The organism is Mucilaginibacter hurinus (assembly GCF_003324525.1).
Lineage (GTDB): Bacteria > Bacteroidota > Bacteroidia > Sphingobacteriales > Sphingobacteriaceae > Mucilaginibacter > Mucilaginibacter hurinus.
Genome location: NZ_QGDC01000004.1, coordinates 238,834 through 256,141, shown reverse-complemented (window position 1 = coordinate 256,141; position 17,308 = coordinate 238,834). Strand labels below are relative to the sequence as shown.

The window sequence follows — 17,308 nt, the reverse complement described above, 5'->3', positions numbered from 1 at the left end:
TAAATTTTGGCAAAAATCTGAATACACACCAATATACCTGCCTGTTTTTTTAACAGGACTTTTTTGGATAAAAGGACAATACCCACCTCAAGAGCGTATTAATCACTAATTCGCACCTCAGCAAATTATTCAGATCAGCAGACTAATCCCTGATCAACCAATCACTAATCAACCAATTACGCAGTATACCCAAGTATCTTCAGCACCTGCTTGCTGTTTTGCTCCTCGCCAAACACCTCAAAGTTGAAAGTTTCATCACGGTTTCGGCGGATGATAACATGTTTGGGTGATGGCAGCAGGCAGTGGTGTATACCACCATATCCGCTTAGTACTTCCTGGTATGCGCCGGTGTTAAAAAAGCCTAAGTATTGTACTTTACGGGTTTTAGGCATGTACACACTGTTCATGTGTGCTTCCTGGTTGTAATAGTCCTGCCCGTCGCAGGTTATGCCGCCAAGGTTTACCCGGTCATATTCGCTGTCCCAGTTATTAACGGGCAGCAGAATGTATTTTTGGTTCAGCGCCCAAACGTCAGGCAGGTTGGTAATAAACGAGCCATCCAGCATCAGCCATTTTTCGCGGTCGTTTTGTTGTTTACGACCAATTACCTTATATAATATTCCGGAAGCTTCGGCACAGGTGTATTTACCGAATTCGGTAATAATATCCGGTTCAATAGTGTCATTAACGGCGCATATCTCTTTTATCCGGCTAACAATTTCGTTGATCATGTACTCATAATCAAAATCAAATACCAGCGAGTCTTTAAATGGCATGCCGCCGCCTATGTCCAATGTATCCAGATCGGGGTTTATTTTTTTAAACTTGCAATACAGCGTAACATATTTTTCAAGCTCGTTCCAATAATATGGTGTATCAGATATACCTGAATTAATAAAGAAGTGGAGCAGCTTCACCTTAAAATTAGGGTTCTTCTCTATTTTATTGTGGTAAAAGTCTATGATGTCTTCCATCCGTATACCAAGCCTTGAGGTATAAAACTGCGAGTCGGGCTGCTCCTCAGATGCTATACGTATACCGAGGTTACATGGCGTGTCCATTTCCACCTCGTCATCATAAATATTAAATTCTTCTTTATTGTCAAGTACCGGGATGATGTTTTTAAAACCATCGTGCAGCATGTCAATAATGTATTGTTTGTACTGGAAGGTTTTAAAACCATTACATATTACTGTAATGTCTTTGGTAACCGTGCCTTTCTTTTCAAGGGCTTCAATCATCGGCATATCAAAAGCTGACGACGTTTCAAGGTGAATATCGTTTTTTAAAGCTTCTTCAACAATATGCTTAAAGTGCGAACTTTTGGTACAATAGCAATATTTATAAGTGCCACGGTAATTGTTTTTAACAATAGCCTGCTGAAACAGCAGTTTAGCTTGCTGTACCTTTTTTGAAATGATGGGCAAATAGGTAAAACGCAATGGCGTGCCATACGTTTCTATCATCTCCATTAAGTTCAGATCATGAAAATATAGTTCATCATCTATTATCTCAAAACCTTCCTGCGGAAAGCCAACGCTCAGGTCAAGAAATTCCTGGTAACTCTGCATGCTTAAAAATTTTGGCAAAAATGTAATTTTTAAACGGATATTTACCCCATTTGTTAGCAGAATTTTTATAGTTGCAATGTAATTTATTCGAAGTTAGCCCGACATTTAAAACTTGGTGTGACGCTTAGTCACTGACGACGTTAGAAGTGTTATACATTCGGATTTTGTATCTTTGCGGCTTTATGAAGAAAATTGCTGTCACCACGCTCATCCTGTTGTCAATTGCCTTAATATCAGCATGCCGAAAATCGTCGCGGGAAATTATCTGGTATGGGGGTAATCCTGATTCGGTGCAAATAGCTATAACCAATGTTGAAACAATTAAAGATAACGATAGGGACGGTGATTATTACAAGGATATTTTTACAGTGTATAACAGGAGGAATGCAAAGTTTATATCTGTTAACGAGGAAGCAACCGTGGATATTGGTTTGGTATCCAGCATTCTTTACGAGTCTACAACTGCAGGCGAACGTTTTACTGTAACACGCAGGCAAAAAAATGTAAAGTACACGTTGCGTACTACCTGGAGCATACCAGGTAATGGCGCCCCATATATACATACCTATGAGTTCAGTAGCACAGGCGAATAATATTGAACTCATTCCGGTCAATCTAAACAGGTACAGTGCAGCTTTTAGATAATAGCAAAGTCAGGTCAACCTATTTTTTTTGCAGGGGAGATGCACTTCCGCCATCATGCACCTGGCACTTCCGCCGCCTATTGTTTCAATCGTTTCAATATTTGCGTAAACAGGTTTGCTATATTTTAAAAGGATAGCGCGTTGAGCTTGATCAAGAGATTCCCATGCACTTTTTGACATCAGTATTAAGCTTTCGCCCGTTTGATTTTTAACTTCAAGCATATTACCGGCAAAGCGGTTCATCTGCTCAAAATTAATATCGATAATTTCTTTATTGCTTAATGTAAGTGAACGAATAACATTTTCCTTTTCAGTGATATCATTTATGCTGTTTAAACAAATAACCGTATATTTTTCTGCAACTGCCATTAATACATTGGTATGGTAAATAGGGACGGCTTTTTCGTCAACTGCATGAAATAATACAGGGCTGTAGCTAGTGTGCTCACAAAATATAGATAGTATATCTTCGCTGGTGCGTGGCGAAATGCAGGCGTAAGCTATTTTATTATCCCGGTCCAGCACCATGCTGCCGGTGCCCTCTAAAAATTTGTTTTCTTGTTCAAACCTGCTCAGGTCGACAACATGCGATATGTCGAATTCTCCCTGCAGATTGCGGATAATATCCTCGCGCCGCTCAAGCCGGCGGTTAGGTGCCTGCATCGGATACATAAATACGGTACCGTCATCATGAAACGATACCCAATTGTTAGGGAAAATCGAATCGGGCGTGTGTGGTTGGGGCGTATCGTTTATAACGGTAACGTGTACACCATTATCGCGGAGTATTCGTACGAAACCGTCAAATTCATGCAGTGCTTTTACCTGTAGATCCTGCTGTGCCGCCCCACGCTTTTGAAAGGTATTACTTTCTGCTGTTTCTTCGTTAAAACCGAAGTTTACAGGCCTAACCATTAATATATTGGAAGTGCTTTGCATATCAATTATAAACGCTAAAATTAAATCTTAACCCTCGTCAAAACTATCAAGTTAAGCAATATTTTGGTAACCTAATGTTGCTGTCGGTCATACTGTATTCCGACTAATATCTGAGTGATATCTGAGCTCCTTACTAAAGTATTTTGTCTCTGTTGAGCGGCATGCTCATACAATGAAAACCGCCACGCGCTCTTGACAGTTCGGCTGATGGTATAAGTATCAAAGTATCTGTGAGCGTTTTGGGGTTCAGTTCATTCTTTTCAAACTTGTTCAGTAAATCCTCAGCCGTTATAATAGAAAATCCGTTCTTTTTAAATGCCTCTACGGTTTTTTCATTACGGTCATAACCCACCACAATTCCTTCCTTTAATGCCAGCAAGTTGCACGAGTCGGTCCATTGCTCGCGTGCGTCATAGGGGAAGGTGTTATTACCTGAGTAAATAAATCGGGTTTTAGTAGTGCTGCCCAGATCCTTTACACTGATATCGTCAAGTAGTTCTTCAATGTTATTAAAGGTTTTGGGTTTTTTGCCTTTTCTAAACTGAACTATCTCCGGCTTGTCCTTTGATTTTTTATCGGCAAACCAGGCTGCAGGACCTGCTTCCTTTGCCGGCTTGTCAGATACCGCCAGTGAGTGCAGCAGTACCCACATATCTCGTCGAACCTGCGTAAACACCGTATCAATGTGCATGTAGTCGCGTTTGTGGGGTATCTTCATTATCGTTACCTTATTAACCACGTTATTTTCAAAAAGTAGCTTTATAACTTCGTCAGCACCGCTGGTACTGGTACGCTCGCTGCAACCGATTATAAGGTGCTGCGGACTAACCACCATTACGTCGCCGCCTTCTAAGGTTGTTTTGGTGTCATTATCCTCGCCGGGGCGAAGAAAATGTTGTACCGTTTCAGGTATCTCTAAAATATTATCACGGTATCGCGAAAACAGGGGATGATTGAAAAATATATACCGCATCAGCAAGGTTTCGCGGAAGCGCGCTTTTTTGGCCGGCTTATTAAGTAGTATGTGATTATTAATGGCAATACCAATATCCCGCGAAAATATAAGGTTAGGGATAGGCGCAAATATCATTTCATCATTATGTAATGCACCTGATATAAATATTTTGGCCAGCTCAACAGGGTTTGTATCTATTAATTTTAACTGCAGCCGATAATTACAGCCCTCAATGGCGCAAACAGATGCGGCAAGCTTCTTCCTGATGTCATCCTCCTCTAAAATGTCACTAAGCAGGGTTTGTAGCTCTATCACCCTGGTAGATGCGTAAAAGTCTTTATTATCAGGTTTAAAAAATGATCTGTCAGTCTCCAGTTGCCTTAATTTCCCTTTTATTTTATCAGGATCTAAAAAGTAAAGCAGCAACTTTACATAATAGTCATATTCCTTTTTACGCAGTGTATCCAGGTGTACAATATCCTCAAAAAGCCAATCCTGGGCTTTTGATGGTACAACCTTTCCTAGTCCGCTGTCGGGGCTGTGGATGAGTACAGCGCGCAGCGTACCTATCTCTGAAGTTACATCCAGCTTAAAGTTTTCATCGTTCAGCTTCATAATACGAGGTTAGTAAAACAAATCTAATTATTAGTGATGAGATGTGAGATATAAGTTTTAGACGGCATGTAAGGCGCAGGCACAGTAACCAACTGCTGTTGAACAATTGCAAGCGCTAACCAATTTTTATACTTAACTACCGTCAATTTAATTAATTTTGGCGAATGAATTTTATTACCGAAGCCGTAGTTAAAGCTGTTAAACAATTATACGGCACCGATATTGCCCAAACGGACATCAACCTGCAAGAGACCCGTAAAGAATTTGAGGGGCAGCTAACCATTGTTACTTTTCCGTTTACCCGTTTTTCAAAAAAATCACCCGAGCAAACAGGTAATGATATAGGTGAGTATCTTGTAGCCAACGTAACCGATGTTGAGGCATTTAACGTAATAAAAGGATTTTTAAATATCTGCTTAGCCGATAGCTTTTGGCTCAATACTTTATATAGCCACATATTACCTGACACCTTTGGCGTATTTGCGCCCAACGGACAAAGGGTAATGGTAGAATATTCATCACCTAACACCAACAAGCCCCTGCACTTGGGCCACATACGCAACAACCTTTTAGGTTATTCGGTAGCGCAAATTTTAGCCGCTGCCGGTTATGAAGTGGTTAAGGCAAACCTGGTGAATGACAGGGGTATTCATATTTGCAAATCAATGCTTGCCTGGCAAAAATGGGGCAATGGAGAAACGCCTGAATCAACCGGCATAAAGGGCGACCACCTCGTGGGTAAGTATTATGTGATATTTGATAAAGAATACAAAAAGCAAATAGAACAATTAAAAGCAGACGGGCAAACCGAAGATGAGGCAAAGAAGAACGCCTCTTTGATAAGAGAAGCGCAATTGATGCTGTTGAAATGGGAGCAGGGCGACGACGACGTGATTAGCCTTTGGAAAACAATGAACGGCTGGGTTTACTCCGGCTTTGCTGATACGTACAAATCATTAGGGGTTGACTTCGACCAATACTATTATGAATCAAACACCTATCTACTCGGTAAAGATATTATAGAAGAAGGCCTTGAAAAAGGCGTGTTCTTTAAAAAGGAGGATGGCTCTGTCTGGATTGACCTGACGGCTGATGGCCTTGATCAGAAGCTAGTATTACGCTCAGACGGAACTTCTGTTTATATTACCCAGGACATGGGCACTGCACAGTTAAAGTATAATGACTTCCGCATGGATAAATCTATTTATGTGGTAGGGAACGAGCAGGATTACCATTTTAAAGTATTATTCCTGATCCTGCAAAAGTTGGGTAAAGCTGGTGCCGATGGTTTGTTCCATTTATCTTACGGCATGGTCGACTTGCCGTCGGGCAAAATGAAATCGCGCGAGGGTACAGTAGTTGATGCGGATGACCTGATGGCGGAAATGGTGCAGACGGCCAGGGAGCGTACCGAGGAACTGGGTAAGGTAGATGGCTTTAGTGACGAGGAGAAGCAAATGTTGTATAAGACTATCGGTATGGGAGCTTTAAAGTTTTTCCTGCTAAAGGTAGACCCTAAAAAGCGGTTATTATTTGACCCGAACGAGTCGGTTGACTTTCAGGGGCACACCGGACCGTTTATACAGTACACGCACGCGCGTATCCGCTCAGTATTAAACAGGGTGGACGCTGAAAACAAACGGGTGGAAATTGTAGAACTTGCAGGTGTTGAGCGTGATTTAATTGTGGTGCTTAACCGTTTCCCTGAAGTTATCCAAGAGGCCGCGGCAGGATACACACCGGCGGTAATTGCCAATTACGTTTATGATCTGGCTAAGTTGTTCAATAAATTTTATCACGAGAAGTCGATACTTCAGGCCGAAGATGAAACTTTAAAGCAATTCAGGCTGCAATTAGCTGCTGCATCAGCCAAAGTGATAAAGAAAGGAATGGGCTTGCTGGGTATTATGGTGCCGGAGCGGATGTAAGGCTACCAAAGCTCTAATAATTTATAACAAGTGAAGTCACGACCGCAACAACACGCTACAGCATTACGATATTTCTTTAGATAGTTCTATTTAAATTTATTATTGGGATTTTTTTATATTTGGGATAATTAACCTTAAATTTAACTTAATCCTTTATCCTATGAAAGCACTTAAAAAAGTGTTGCTGTGTGCACTGTTGATTGCGCTAGCACTTCCATCGGTTGCGAATGCTAAAGTTTCTTTGATTAAGATGTCCGATCTATACGATGCCTCCAAGTGGAAACCAAAAAAAATTCAAATGGTTAATTATTACACCGTGAGAATATCTGTTCACCAAGACGTTTTAGTGCCGGGATCGTCATATCGCTATTATTCATATATCAACATTACTGAGGATTTTGGTTCTACGCCATTAACAATTCCTGTCAGTTTTTCCGCAGGTTATACGATACAAGTAACCGCTAACAGCACTGACGATGTTGTGTGGACAATACCGGCGAATTCTAACGTAAGTAACGTAGAAACAACATACTCTGATCACATCGTGTCTTTGCCTAATGATTTGTTAAATGGTTGGTTTTCAGCTTACAGTTATAATGGTGTTTCTGTGACAATTGATCCGAGTATTAGATACTACTAAGACCACACGGGGCTCTCTTTTAATACCCCCTACTGGATTATTTGGGCTTAGCCAGGTTCTTGTCATCCATTAGGTTAAACTTATCAGCAACAACCAAGTCTTTACTGCCTTTTTTATACTTGTAAAATCCACTGCCCGATTTAATCCCGGTATGTCCGGCGGCAACCATATTCACAAGCAAGGGGCAGGGTGCATATTTCGGATTGCCGAAACCACTGTGCAATACGTTTAATATGGCCAGGCAAACGTCAAGACCGATAAAATCGGCTAATTGTAGCGGTCCCATGGGGTGGGCCATACCAAGTTTCATTACCGTATCTATCTCCTGCACGCCGGCAACGCCTTCAAATAAACTGTAAACCGCCTCATTTATCATGGGCATTAGTATCCTGTTTGCGATAAAGCCGGGGTAATCACTCACTTCAACCGGTATTTTATCCAGTTGTTTAGCCAGCGAGATTATAGTGGTATTTACCTCATCAGTTGTGGCATAGCCGCGTATCACCTCTACCAGTTTCATTACCGGTACCGGGTTCATAAAGTGCATCCCTATAACATTGCCGGGGTTTTTAGTTATGGCAGCTATTTGTGTTATAGATATGGACGATGTATTTGATGCCAGTATCGTTTTCTCGCCGCATACCCCGCTTAATTGTTTAAACAGGTTTAGTTTGGTTTCTTTGTTTTCGGTAGCCGCTTCAATAACCAGGTCGGCATTAGCAGCCCCGGTATACAAATCAGTGTAAGTGGTAATATTGGTTAAAGCGTTATTTTTTTCTTGTTCGCTAATGTCACCTTTAGTTATTTGCCGGTCAAGGTTAGCGGTTATGGTTTGTAAACCCTTGTACAACACATCTTCATTTACGTCAACCAGTGCAACCTTAAAACCGTACAATGCAAACGTATGCGCTATGCCGTTGCCCATCGTGCCCGAACCTATTACCGTGATGTTTTTCATAATATGTATTAATACAACGCAAATGTGTGGTAAATTATTTGAAGTCTAAAACTATCAATCTTAAAGCGAGGTATATTGCCTTTTACCAGATCCTGGCAATTGTGACACTTTTGTTCTGTTTAATAACAGTTAGGTTAATGATTATCCTATCATCAGCTATATAAGAAACCTTATAGGTGTTTGGTTCTTTTGCCTGTTTAATCGACAAAGTTCTTAAAAACCTTATGTTACTGTCCTGTGCTTTTAAGAATGGGTCGCAATCGCATTCTTCAATCAATTGCGGTAGTTTAGCGATAAGATTTTTGGTGCAGTATTTTTTTTTAAGGAAGGTTGATTTATTTTCCGAATAACCACTTGCGACAATGGTGATATATTGTTTGTAAAATTCTAACAATTCGGTCTGAGTTTGCTTTTCTGAAAGCTCATTCTGTGCTTGCAATATCAAACCTTTTATTAAAACTATGAAAACAAGTAGCAATTTGTTCATTTGTGACAAATACGAGGGTGTTATAGTTTAATCAGGTTTCCCGCTTCAATAACGGTTTGCTTTGATAATACATTATATTCAGGTACCCGCCCTAAAAGTGTTAGGCCGGTATACTGTAAAATGTAGCTCTCCGAGTAAATATCCATCGCTCCGTTAAAAATAATGCCTGCAACGGGTATGCCATATTGCCTTAAAGCTGCTGCGGATAACAGGGTATGGTTAATGCTGCCCAGGTAATTTTTAGACACCAGTATAACTACAGCGCCAAGGCGCTTAATTAAATCGATAACCAGCGAATAATCGTTTAAGGGAACCATTAGCCCCCCGGCGCCTTCAATTAATAATTGATTTTCGGTTTGCGGCAGGCGGATGTTTTCCAGATCAATTGTTATGTCATCCAGGTCAGCCGCCTTGTGAGGCGAATACGGCCTGGTAAGCCGGTAGCTTTCAGGGTGAAATACTGAAACGTTGTTGCTCACCAAAGCCTGCACCTTCATTGTATCACTATTGCTCAGGTCGCCGGCCTGTACAGGTTTCCAATAATCCGCCTTCAGTTTCTCAACCAATATAGCCGATATAACCGTTTTGCCAACATCTGTGCCAATACCGGTAATAAATAAAGGTTGCTTACCTGCCATGAGTTAAGTGGTTAAGGGTTTCAGTTAATAAATTTATCTCTTCGGTGGTGTTGTAAGCATGCAGGCAAATCCTGATGCGCTCGGTACCCTTCGGTACAGTGGGACTAAATATCGGGCGTACATCAAACCCTGCCTGCTGTGTTATACGGGCCGCATCTGCGGCAATTTGGTTGCTCTTTAGCACAATGCACTGTATCGCGCTATCACTGGGTAACAGGGGGCAGGCAGTGCCTGTTTGTATCCCATTTTTAAATAAGTCAATATTATGTTTAAGTTGCTGAATATCGGTATCGGCACCCGCTAATACCTCATAAGCCATTTTTATAGCTGCTAGCTGATGAAAAGATGCCGCGGTGGTGTATATAAAAGAACGTGCAAAATTAATCAGGTAATCCCTGAGCGATGCGCTACCGAGCACAATAGCGCCGTGACAACCTAGGGCTTTGCCAAAGGTAACAACGCGCGCAAATACGTTATTTTGTAAGCCCAATTGCTGCACCATGCCATATTGGTAAAGCCCCACTGCATGCGCCTCATCTATAATAAGGGCAGCACCATACTTTTCCGCAATTGCTACAATGTCATGTAGCGGCGGGGTATCGCCATCCATGGAGTAAACACTTTCAATACCTATATAGATGTTCCCTTTCGCTGCTTTAAGTTTTGACTCCAGGCTAGCCAGGTTGTTATGGGCGAAGCTGTAACGGGTTGCGTAACTTAAACGCGCGCCATCTATTATCGACGCGTGTATTAATTCGTCAAGTATAATAGTATCGCCGCGCTGGGGTATCGAAGAAAATAAGCCTACATTGGCGTCATAACCGGAGTTAAAAAGTAACCCTGCTTCGCTTAAGTGTAAACGGGCTATCTGGCTTTCTAAATCCTCCGTGTATTGTAAATTTCCCGATAAAAGCCGTGATCCGGCCGAGCCGTTCATGCTATCCGGGTAGTTAGCAATTTCTGCTGCAATTTTCTGTTTAAGCGTTTTTGAACGCGCAAAACCCAGGTAGTCGTTGGAGCAAAAATCAACAAGTCCGCTTTCCGGCTTTAGCCTGCGGTATGTTCCGGTAACCTCCCTTTCGGCAAGCCTGGCGTCAATAAAAGCGTGGGTTGATTTCAAAACTCAGTTTTAAATTTTTGCTAAAATAAAAAAAGCGGCCGATAGCCGCTTTAAAATTATTGCTGAGGTGCAGGTGGGGGTGGTGCAGTAGTTGCGCCACCGTCGCCGCCTCTTCTCATCCTGCCTCTCCTTTCAGTCTGCCATTTTTCAAATGCGGCAGCCTGTTCCGGAGTTAATACCGCTTTCACTTTTGTGTTGGTAGCATCCATAAGCGGGCGATATTGATCGCGGCCACCGCCGGTATTGCGTAAGCTGTCAAGTTTAGCGCCTTGCTCTTTATAAATGCCAGCTATTTTGGCGGTTTGCTCGTCGCTTAGTTTAAACTGTGTTTGCAAACGTTTTGCCCTGTCTTCGGGGTTAAACCTGCGTGCATTTCCCTGCGCGTGGCTTACAGCTGCTATGCCTAAAAACAAGCAGCATATTAACAAAATTTTTTTCATCCTTTATGTTTTTTGAGATAGTTGGATAAATGTAACGCTTAAAAGTTTAACGGCAAGTGTAATTAATTGTTGCTTTGCAGTTTTGATATTGAACGCTGCATTTGCGCCATCATGCTGGTAAGGCTTTCCATAGTAGGCTCGGGTGCAGGTACCGGCATCTGGGTTGATATATAACCTTTACCCTTCCAAATCTCCAGCACATCTTCGCCGTTTATTTCATATGGCTCATATACAGGGTTATCCGATATCAGCTTTAATTTTTTGTTCTCTTTAAATTTGTTGCCTATACGTTTGTAAACGACACCGTCACTTTTAGATATCACCACATACGTTTCGCCCGGTTTTACATCAGCCCAGTTTTCAACATATTCGCCTATTATAATAGTGCCCGAAGCAAGGGGCAGCATTGAATCACCTTTTATTTCAAATGCCCGGTACGTACCCTGTTTAAACATTGGCAAATAAAATTTAGGCAATTGGGCTACATATTCAGGGTCTGCATAACCATTTAAATAACCGGCGCTGGCCTTAAGTGGCACCATTTCAATGTTTTCGTTATCTTCCTTGTCTACTGATATGCTTAATACCCGTAAATTAGCCGGATTACCTTTTGGTTTAGGCACCCACTTATCGTTTATAGTTTCGTTGATGAAATCATCAATGCTAACATCAAAAAAGGTTGCCAAAGTTTTTAGCAATTCATATTTAGGCTCGGCCCGCTGCTCTTCGTAAGCACCCACCAACGACCTTTTTATACCAACCTGATCTGCAAACTGTTGCTGCGTTAAACCCTTCTTTTTCCTTAGGTATTTAATATTTGATGAAATAATTGACATAAAAATTTGGATTTGCTAAAATTGTTAGTATTTTTATGCTCATAAAATTAGTAATTATTTTTCAAACAGCAAATTTTTTTATCATGAAACGCTTTATTTATATCATTACCGACCGTAACCGTAACAATTTGCACGTGGGTTTAACCTCTGATTTACTAAAGACTTTAGACTTTTATAAACAGATGCCAACACTGTTTTTTGACAGCGCACAGCAGTTGAACCGCCTTGTATATTTTGAAGAGATAAATTCAGAGGATATGGCAATGGAGCGTTTCAAATATGTAAGCACTTTTACACGTCCGCAAAAGGAGAAGCTGATACGGGCTGTAAACAAGGAGTGGATTGATTTAACCGGCGCTTTAAATATGGAAAACAATATGCGGGTTAGGCCAATGCTGCGCCCGTCGATAGGGTCGGCACGCAGGTCGGTCACTTTTTAAACCAGCCGCTGGATTTGCTGTAACGCTTTGTAAAACTTGCGCCGAGCGCCCGTGTAGACTACGGGATTTAAATATTTACTTATATCTGCTTATGAAAAAGCCTCACCTCATCAATAGTGAGGCTTCACTGTTTATACAGCAAATGTTATTTTTTAATGAATTTCAAAGCGCCCGAATTCATACAATATCGTTTTCCGCCACGTTCCGCGGGACCGTCGTCAAATACGTGACCCAAATGCAGTCCGGTGCTTTTTTCAACTACCTCTTCGCGTACGGTTCCAAAACTGTAATCCTTTACTATCGCAATTTTGCTATAGTCTACCGGTTTAACAAAGCTTGGCCAGCCGGTTCCGCTGTCATATTTATCAGCCGATGAAAAAAGTACTTCCCCGGTAGCGGCGCTTACATAAACGCCTGTTTCGTGGTTGTCGAAATAAGCGTTTTTAAAGGGGGGCTCTGTACCCTGTTCAACCATAATGTGGTATTGCTCGGGTGTAAGCTTTTTCTTCCACTCGGCTTTCTCCGTCTGGCTAATGCTCTTAGTCGCTTTTTTATTATGCTGGCCATTGGTGGTTACATATCCCACAGCGGTGACAGCGCTTATAAATAGTATGGCTGTTATCAATTTCCTCATATACTAAATTACGTAACAACTTAACGTTCGGTTGTAAAAAACATGTACAGGCTTTGGTGATTTAGTTTTAGCGTTTTTGCCGGCACTTACATCAGTACCCTGTTAGTATGGGTAAAGTGCGTTATTAAAGTCAGTGGATGTACTTTTTCTTTTTCCGCAAAAGAAAAAGTACCAACAAGAAAACTCCCGGCTGCTGACCCTGTTAAAGTTAATGCTAAAGCACTGGCCGTGCCAGCCGATGCCAGTTTTTAATGTCAATTCCTGTTCGTCAGGCTCATTTCTTGATTTTTGATTTTGTTGCTTAAGACTTTACCACTTTATCCAGAAAAGCGGAGGGCAAGTCAGAGCGGGGCGGGCCGGGTGTATGGCCGAGCGCGCAGGAAGCATTTCGCTCTGACTAGGACTTTTCTTTTGGTTACTTTTCTTTGTGTCTATGACAAAGAAAAGTAACATCCACAAACATTCATATTACACAATCCCACGCCTAACGAAGAACGGATATGTAACTGCTATTAACTCTGCTGCGTATACTTAAATCAGTACCAACTTATGGACGGTAAAGTGCGCCTGACCTTGTTACCTAACTTTTGATCAAATGCCCCGGGTTTTGCATACTGGCAAATATGCTTAATAATTAAAAGTAAAAACCGGCCTTACAAAACTTCAGTAACAACGTGCATTAAACCGTTTTGCACAGCAATGTCAAAGCGGCTTATGACACTCGTACCTCCATCAGCATCAGTGAGGATGATATTGCGGTTAGCATCTATTTTAGCGGTTATGGTTGTGCCTGCGGCAGTAGTAAGTACGGTTGAGCCGTTGTTTTGCTTAATCAGCTGTGCTATTGACGCCGCCGTTAATTTGCCGGGCAAAATATGTTTATTGATCATAGCAACCAATGCTGTTGTGTTTTCCGGTTTAACCAGAGTGTCTAACTCACCCGGCGCCAGTTTGGCAAACGCTTTATTGCCAGGAACCAGGAAAGTGACCGGTGGGGCAGGCGTGTTAATGGTTCCGGATGCCTTAAGCAAATTGTAGAATGCAGAAAAATCAGGCGCGGCAGCAAGATTATCCGTTATGTTCCGAGATGGCAAAAATATACTTCCGTTGATGTTTTTCGACTGAATATTATTTTGTGCCATCGAGCCAAGGCTGCAGGCCAATAAAACAGATGCCAGTACTATTTTATGCTTTAACATTTATTTAAATTTTAAGGTAATCAGCTATCTCTAACACTTTTGTTTATTGGTCCATACACGTTTACCATCCTGGTGCAAATGCCACGCCAAATACCGGTTTCTTTATATTGGTTCTGTTAAAAGGTATCGCAAGGTAAGGTTCGAGCACAAAAGCGCCAAAAACGTTTACGCGCATTGATATACCGGCGCTGAACGCCGGGGTGCGGCCATAAACCGGGGTAAGCACCGGGTTGCCCCCGGCATCTATAACCGGTTGCCCGTTGCTATCCAGTTGTTGGGTTTGGCCAATAACCGGCGGTTCTTTCTGTAAATAAATTTTGTCTCCGGCATTCCAGGCCAGGCCCGCATCAAAAAACAGGTTTAAGTCGGTAAATAAAAACCCCGACTTTATCTGCGCAAGTTTTTCGGGCCCGGTAAAGGGTAACCTAATTTCTAAATTAGCGACAGCTATGCGGCTCCCTGATAACTGGTTAATGCCGAAGGCATTTGAATTGGCTGCCCTGTTGTTGTAAAAGCTTAGCCCCTCATAACCTCTAATTAAAAACGGATAACCTACATATAAAGGATACAACCCATTTGCATTACCAAAGCGGCCTGTACCATATAAGCGTCCTGCAAAGGTAACAGGTGCTACGCGCACATATTTTCTTAAATCTATGGTAGGTGAGAAGAACTTGAATGTGCCGAAAATATATTCAGCCTCAATGCGATACCTATACCCGTTCAGCGGTGATGTTACGCCGAAAAATGAGTTATCTCCTATAAAAGCTACACTGGTGCGCACCAGGCTATAAGAGTTGAGTCTGAAGCCCAGTGCCCGCTCTGCCTCACTGTTGTTTACTTTTTTTCTTTCACTGCCTAAGTAATAGGTACTATCAACAGATGGCAGGCTAACTAGACTATCCCTGTATCTGTCGGTGCGGTATGAGTTGTATGAGGCGCCCAGTCCAAATTGCACACGGTTAATTCGCGAGATGGGATATGATGTAAAAATATTTACAGCATCCTCGAAGTTTCGCACAAAATAACTGTCATTCCGGATGATATATCCCGGCTTGTTCTTATATGTGGTTGGCGTAGCGGTTTGGTTAAAAAAACCAAATTGGTAAGGAATGTGTGACAAACCAATGCCCTTGTCCCACCGGCTTTTTTGATTGATGTAAGTGATTGATGCGCCAAAGTCATATATCTGCCCGTTAACTGCAGCACCCGCATAAATTTTTTGCTGGCCCAGTATATCGCTGAACATCCCTTGTATACCGCTTGATAATCCTGCGCCGTAGTAACTATTTATACCTATACCTATTCCGCTGCTTTTCACCGCGTCCATTTTAAACATAGCGCGGTATTGCGCGGGAGTTATCGAGTCGACCGGCAAGCGCGGAAAGGCCAGAAAATTATTAAGGTTAGCGTTGATGAGGTCTACACCAACTGCGCGGGGAGGTGGCAGCATACCCGCCGTAAAATCTGTTTGACCGGGATCTATCGTTACGGATTTAAAATCGGTGGCTTTGGCATTGTACAGGGTGTATTTTTGCGCGCGGTAGTAGGAGTATACAATATCATCATTGTTTGAAACACTAAGCGCCGGTGAAAACTCGGTTATGCCGCTTATTCCTGTAAAGTAATCGGTCAACCTATCGGTTTTACCGGTTGCTAGTTCGTAACTGTATAAATTGCGGAAACCGTCGCGGTTTGACAGGAAGAAAATTTTCTTGCCGTCGCCGCTGTATTGCGGATTTAAGTTGTTTGCGCCGTTGAATACCTTTATATCAGTAATAGCTCCCGTAGCAACATCAAGTTCGGCCAGGTTAAAGCTTACATCTTGTGCCAATCCTTTGTCATAAGTGGTACGGTCGCTGGTAAATATGATTTTCCTGCCATCCTTTGAATAGCTGGGCTGGTAGTCGGAAAACCAATCGTTGGTGAGTTGTTTTATTTGTTTGGTGTTAAAGTTATACGAGTACAGGTCGCCCTGCCCCTCGGCCAATCCTTGAAAAACAATGGTTTTACCATTGGGCGACCAGGAAAGATTACTGATCTGCTCGGCCTTACCCATGGCAATAGTGTGCCTCACCTTGCCGCTTGGCACATCAACCACCACTACTTTATTTCTGCCGTGGCTAAATACGCTAAACGCGAATTGCTTGCTGTCCGGCGACCAGGCTCCGGCTGATTCCAGGAAGTTAAACTCATCAATATGCGTGGCCGAAACCTTGCTGGTAAGCTTTTTTATAATTCGACCCGAGCGCGCATCTGCCAGGTACAGATCTATTGAAAACAGGCTTTTTGATGATAAGAATGTAAGGTAATTGCCATCCGGGCTGATGGCAGGGGCAACATTCATATCGCTGCCGTTTTTGTTATCAATCACTTTTAAACCCACTACATTTTGCACAGTATCTTTCAGCAACGGCTTGTATGTGGCCTCAATAGAGTTTTTCCACAACGTTGACAGGGTTTTATCATCAAATCCAAAAGTACGCCTGATGCCGTATTGAAGGCCAAAGCGTGCAGTGTTTTTAAAAAACGGTACAATCACCGTATCACCATACGTTGAACCGATAAACGACCAAAAAGCTTCGCCGTATCGGTATGGAAAATATTTATTAGTACTGGTAAGCGCTTTAACCGTAGGAATGTCCTTATTAAGATAGGCATCCCGCATCCACATTGCCGTGTAAGCGTCTTTTTTTCCGATGGAGAGATATTCGGCCATGCCTTCAACCATCCATAGCGGTATATTGGCCAGGTTTTCAAAACTGGATGAATCTTTTCCTAACAACATGTGATACTGAAAGGCGTGCACCAGTTCATGCCCTAAAACATGCCGGGTGGTGTGATGAGTTTCCATCACAGGCATAATAATCCTGTTTTTAAAACCTTCGGTAATACCACCCGTGCCTACGCCAATTTCACCTTCAATAACCGTTGATTGCTGAAAATCAGGATGATTGTTATAAAAAATTACCGGGTTCCTTTTTTCAAACGTATCCCTGAAAATTTTTTGATGCAATGTATACCATACTTCATTTTCTTGCGCCAGCCGCTTAACCAGGCTGTCGTTTTTCATGTAGTAGTACACGTCAAAGTGCGGTGTTTTGTAAACTTTAAAATTCAACTTTTTATAGCGCACTTTATTTTGGCCGAAATATTGGGCCCTGGCCTCAAAACCGGTAACGAGCAAGTGCAGCAGGCAAACAATAATAACGGCATATTTTGTTGTATTTCGCCGTAAAAATAACGTGTAAAGTTTATCCATAG

The 17,308-nt window shown here is 42.1% G+C and carries 16 protein-coding genes; 4 read left to right on the top strand and 12 right to left on the bottom strand.

All coding sequences use genetic code 11. The features are described 5' to 3' along the window. Positions 1–176 precede the first annotated feature (176 nt). Positions 177–1,571, bottom strand: a complete 1,395-nt coding sequence (locus tag DJ568_RS08780; RefSeq protein ID WP_114004891.1) for an arginine decarboxylase — start codon at positions 1,569–1,571, stop codon at positions 177–179. A 182-nt stretch (positions 1,572–1,753) separates the two neighbouring features. Between DJ568_RS08780 and DJ568_RS08775 the strand changes: the two genes are divergently transcribed. Further along, positions 1,754–2,164, top strand: coding sequence for a hypothetical protein (locus tag DJ568_RS08775; protein ID WP_114004890.1), 411 nt, complete (start codon positions 1,754–1,756; stop codon positions 2,162–2,164). A 60-nt stretch (positions 2,165–2,224) separates the two neighbouring features. Here the strand turns inward: DJ568_RS08775 and ctlX are convergent, their stop codons facing one another. Both ctlX and DJ568_RS08765 read right to left on the bottom strand, forming a co-directional pair. Then, entirely contained in the window at positions 2,225–3,154 is a 930-nt protein-coding gene (gene ctlX, locus DJ568_RS08770) for a citrulline utilization hydrolase CtlX (protein WP_114004889.1), read from the bottom strand. A 133-nt stretch (positions 3,155–3,287) separates the two neighbouring features. Further along, positions 3,288–4,724: an arginine deiminase family protein gene (locus DJ568_RS08765; RefSeq protein WP_114004888.1), complete on the bottom strand. Its 1,437-nt coding sequence runs from the start codon at positions 4,722–4,724 to the stop codon at positions 3,288–3,290. 164 nt (positions 4,725–4,888) lie between these two features. On the opposite strand from DJ568_RS08765, the gene argS reads away from it, so the two are divergent. Together argS and DJ568_RS08755 are read left to right on the top strand one after the other, a co-directional pair. Then, complete coding sequence (gene argS, locus DJ568_RS08760) at positions 4,889–6,652, top strand: arginine--tRNA ligase (RefSeq protein ID WP_114004887.1); 1,764 nt, start codon at positions 4,889–4,891, stop codon at positions 6,650–6,652. 160 nt (positions 6,653–6,812) lie between these two features. Continuing rightward, a complete protein-coding gene (locus DJ568_RS08755) occupies positions 6,813–7,292 on the top strand; it encodes a hypothetical protein (protein ID WP_114004886.1) in 480 nt (159 codons plus the stop codon). Positions 7,293–7,329: 37 nt separating this feature from the next. On the opposite strand, the gene DJ568_RS08750 is transcribed toward DJ568_RS08755, so the two are convergent. The 6 genes from DJ568_RS08750 to DJ568_RS08725 all read right to left on the bottom strand — a co-directional run bounded on the left by DJ568_RS08750 (position 7,330) and on the right by DJ568_RS08725 (position 11,771). Then, positions 7,330–8,250: a 3-hydroxybutyryl-CoA dehydrogenase gene (locus tag DJ568_RS08750; protein WP_114004885.1), complete on the bottom strand. Its 921-nt coding sequence runs from the start codon at positions 8,248–8,250 to the stop codon at positions 7,330–7,332. An 82-nt stretch (positions 8,251–8,332) separates the two neighbouring features. Next, positions 8,333–8,737, bottom strand: coding sequence for a hypothetical protein (locus tag DJ568_RS08745; protein ID WP_114004884.1), 405 nt, complete (start codon positions 8,735–8,737; stop codon positions 8,333–8,335). Positions 8,738–8,757: 20 nt separating this feature from the next. Beyond that, the gene (gene bioD / locus DJ568_RS08740) at positions 8,758–9,375 is read right to left on the bottom strand and encodes a dethiobiotin synthase (RefSeq protein WP_114004883.1); all 618 of its coding nucleotides are present in this window, start codon (positions 9,373–9,375) and stop codon (positions 8,758–8,760) included. Beyond that, a complete protein-coding gene (locus DJ568_RS08735) occupies positions 9,365–10,495 on the bottom strand; it encodes an aminotransferase class I/II-fold pyridoxal phosphate-dependent enzyme (protein WP_114004882.1) in 1,131 nt (376 codons plus the stop codon). Before DJ568_RS08735 ends, bioD begins: the two co-directional genes overlap by 11 nt. 56 nt (positions 10,496–10,551) lie before the next feature. Continuing rightward, positions 10,552–10,935 carry a hypothetical protein gene (locus tag DJ568_RS08730; protein WP_114004881.1) on the bottom strand — a complete coding sequence of 128 codons (384 nt, stop codon included), beginning with the start codon at positions 10,933–10,935 and terminating at the stop codon, positions 10,552–10,554. Positions 10,936–10,997: 62 nt separating this feature from the next. Next, positions 10,998–11,771, bottom strand: a complete 774-nt coding sequence (locus DJ568_RS08725) for an XRE family transcriptional regulator (protein ID WP_114004880.1) — start codon at positions 11,769–11,771, stop codon at positions 10,998–11,000. A gap of 83 nt (positions 11,772–11,854) precedes the next feature. On the opposite strand from DJ568_RS08725, the gene DJ568_RS08720 reads away from it, so the two are divergent. Further along, positions 11,855–12,211, top strand: coding sequence for a GIY-YIG nuclease family protein (locus DJ568_RS08720; protein WP_114005016.1), 357 nt, complete (start codon positions 11,855–11,857; stop codon positions 12,209–12,211). Positions 12,212–12,356: 145 nt separating this feature from the next. Here the strand turns inward: DJ568_RS08720 and msrB are convergent, their stop codons facing one another. From msrB to DJ568_RS08705, 3 genes are all read right to left on the bottom strand, one after another. Then, positions 12,357–12,845: a peptide-methionine (R)-S-oxide reductase MsrB gene (msrB, locus tag DJ568_RS08715; RefSeq protein WP_114004879.1), complete on the bottom strand. Its 489-nt coding sequence runs from the start codon at positions 12,843–12,845 to the stop codon at positions 12,357–12,359. Positions 12,846–13,498: 653 nt separating this feature from the next. Beyond that, positions 13,499–14,044: a fasciclin domain-containing protein gene (locus tag DJ568_RS08710; RefSeq protein WP_114004878.1), complete on the bottom strand. Its 546-nt coding sequence runs from the start codon at positions 14,042–14,044 to the stop codon at positions 13,499–13,501. Between the two features lie 61 nt (positions 14,045–14,105). Next, positions 14,106–17,306, bottom strand: coding sequence for a DPP IV N-terminal domain-containing protein (locus DJ568_RS08705; protein ID WP_114004877.1), 3,201 nt, complete (start codon positions 17,304–17,306; stop codon positions 14,106–14,108). Positions 17,307–17,308 lie beyond the last annotated feature (2 nt).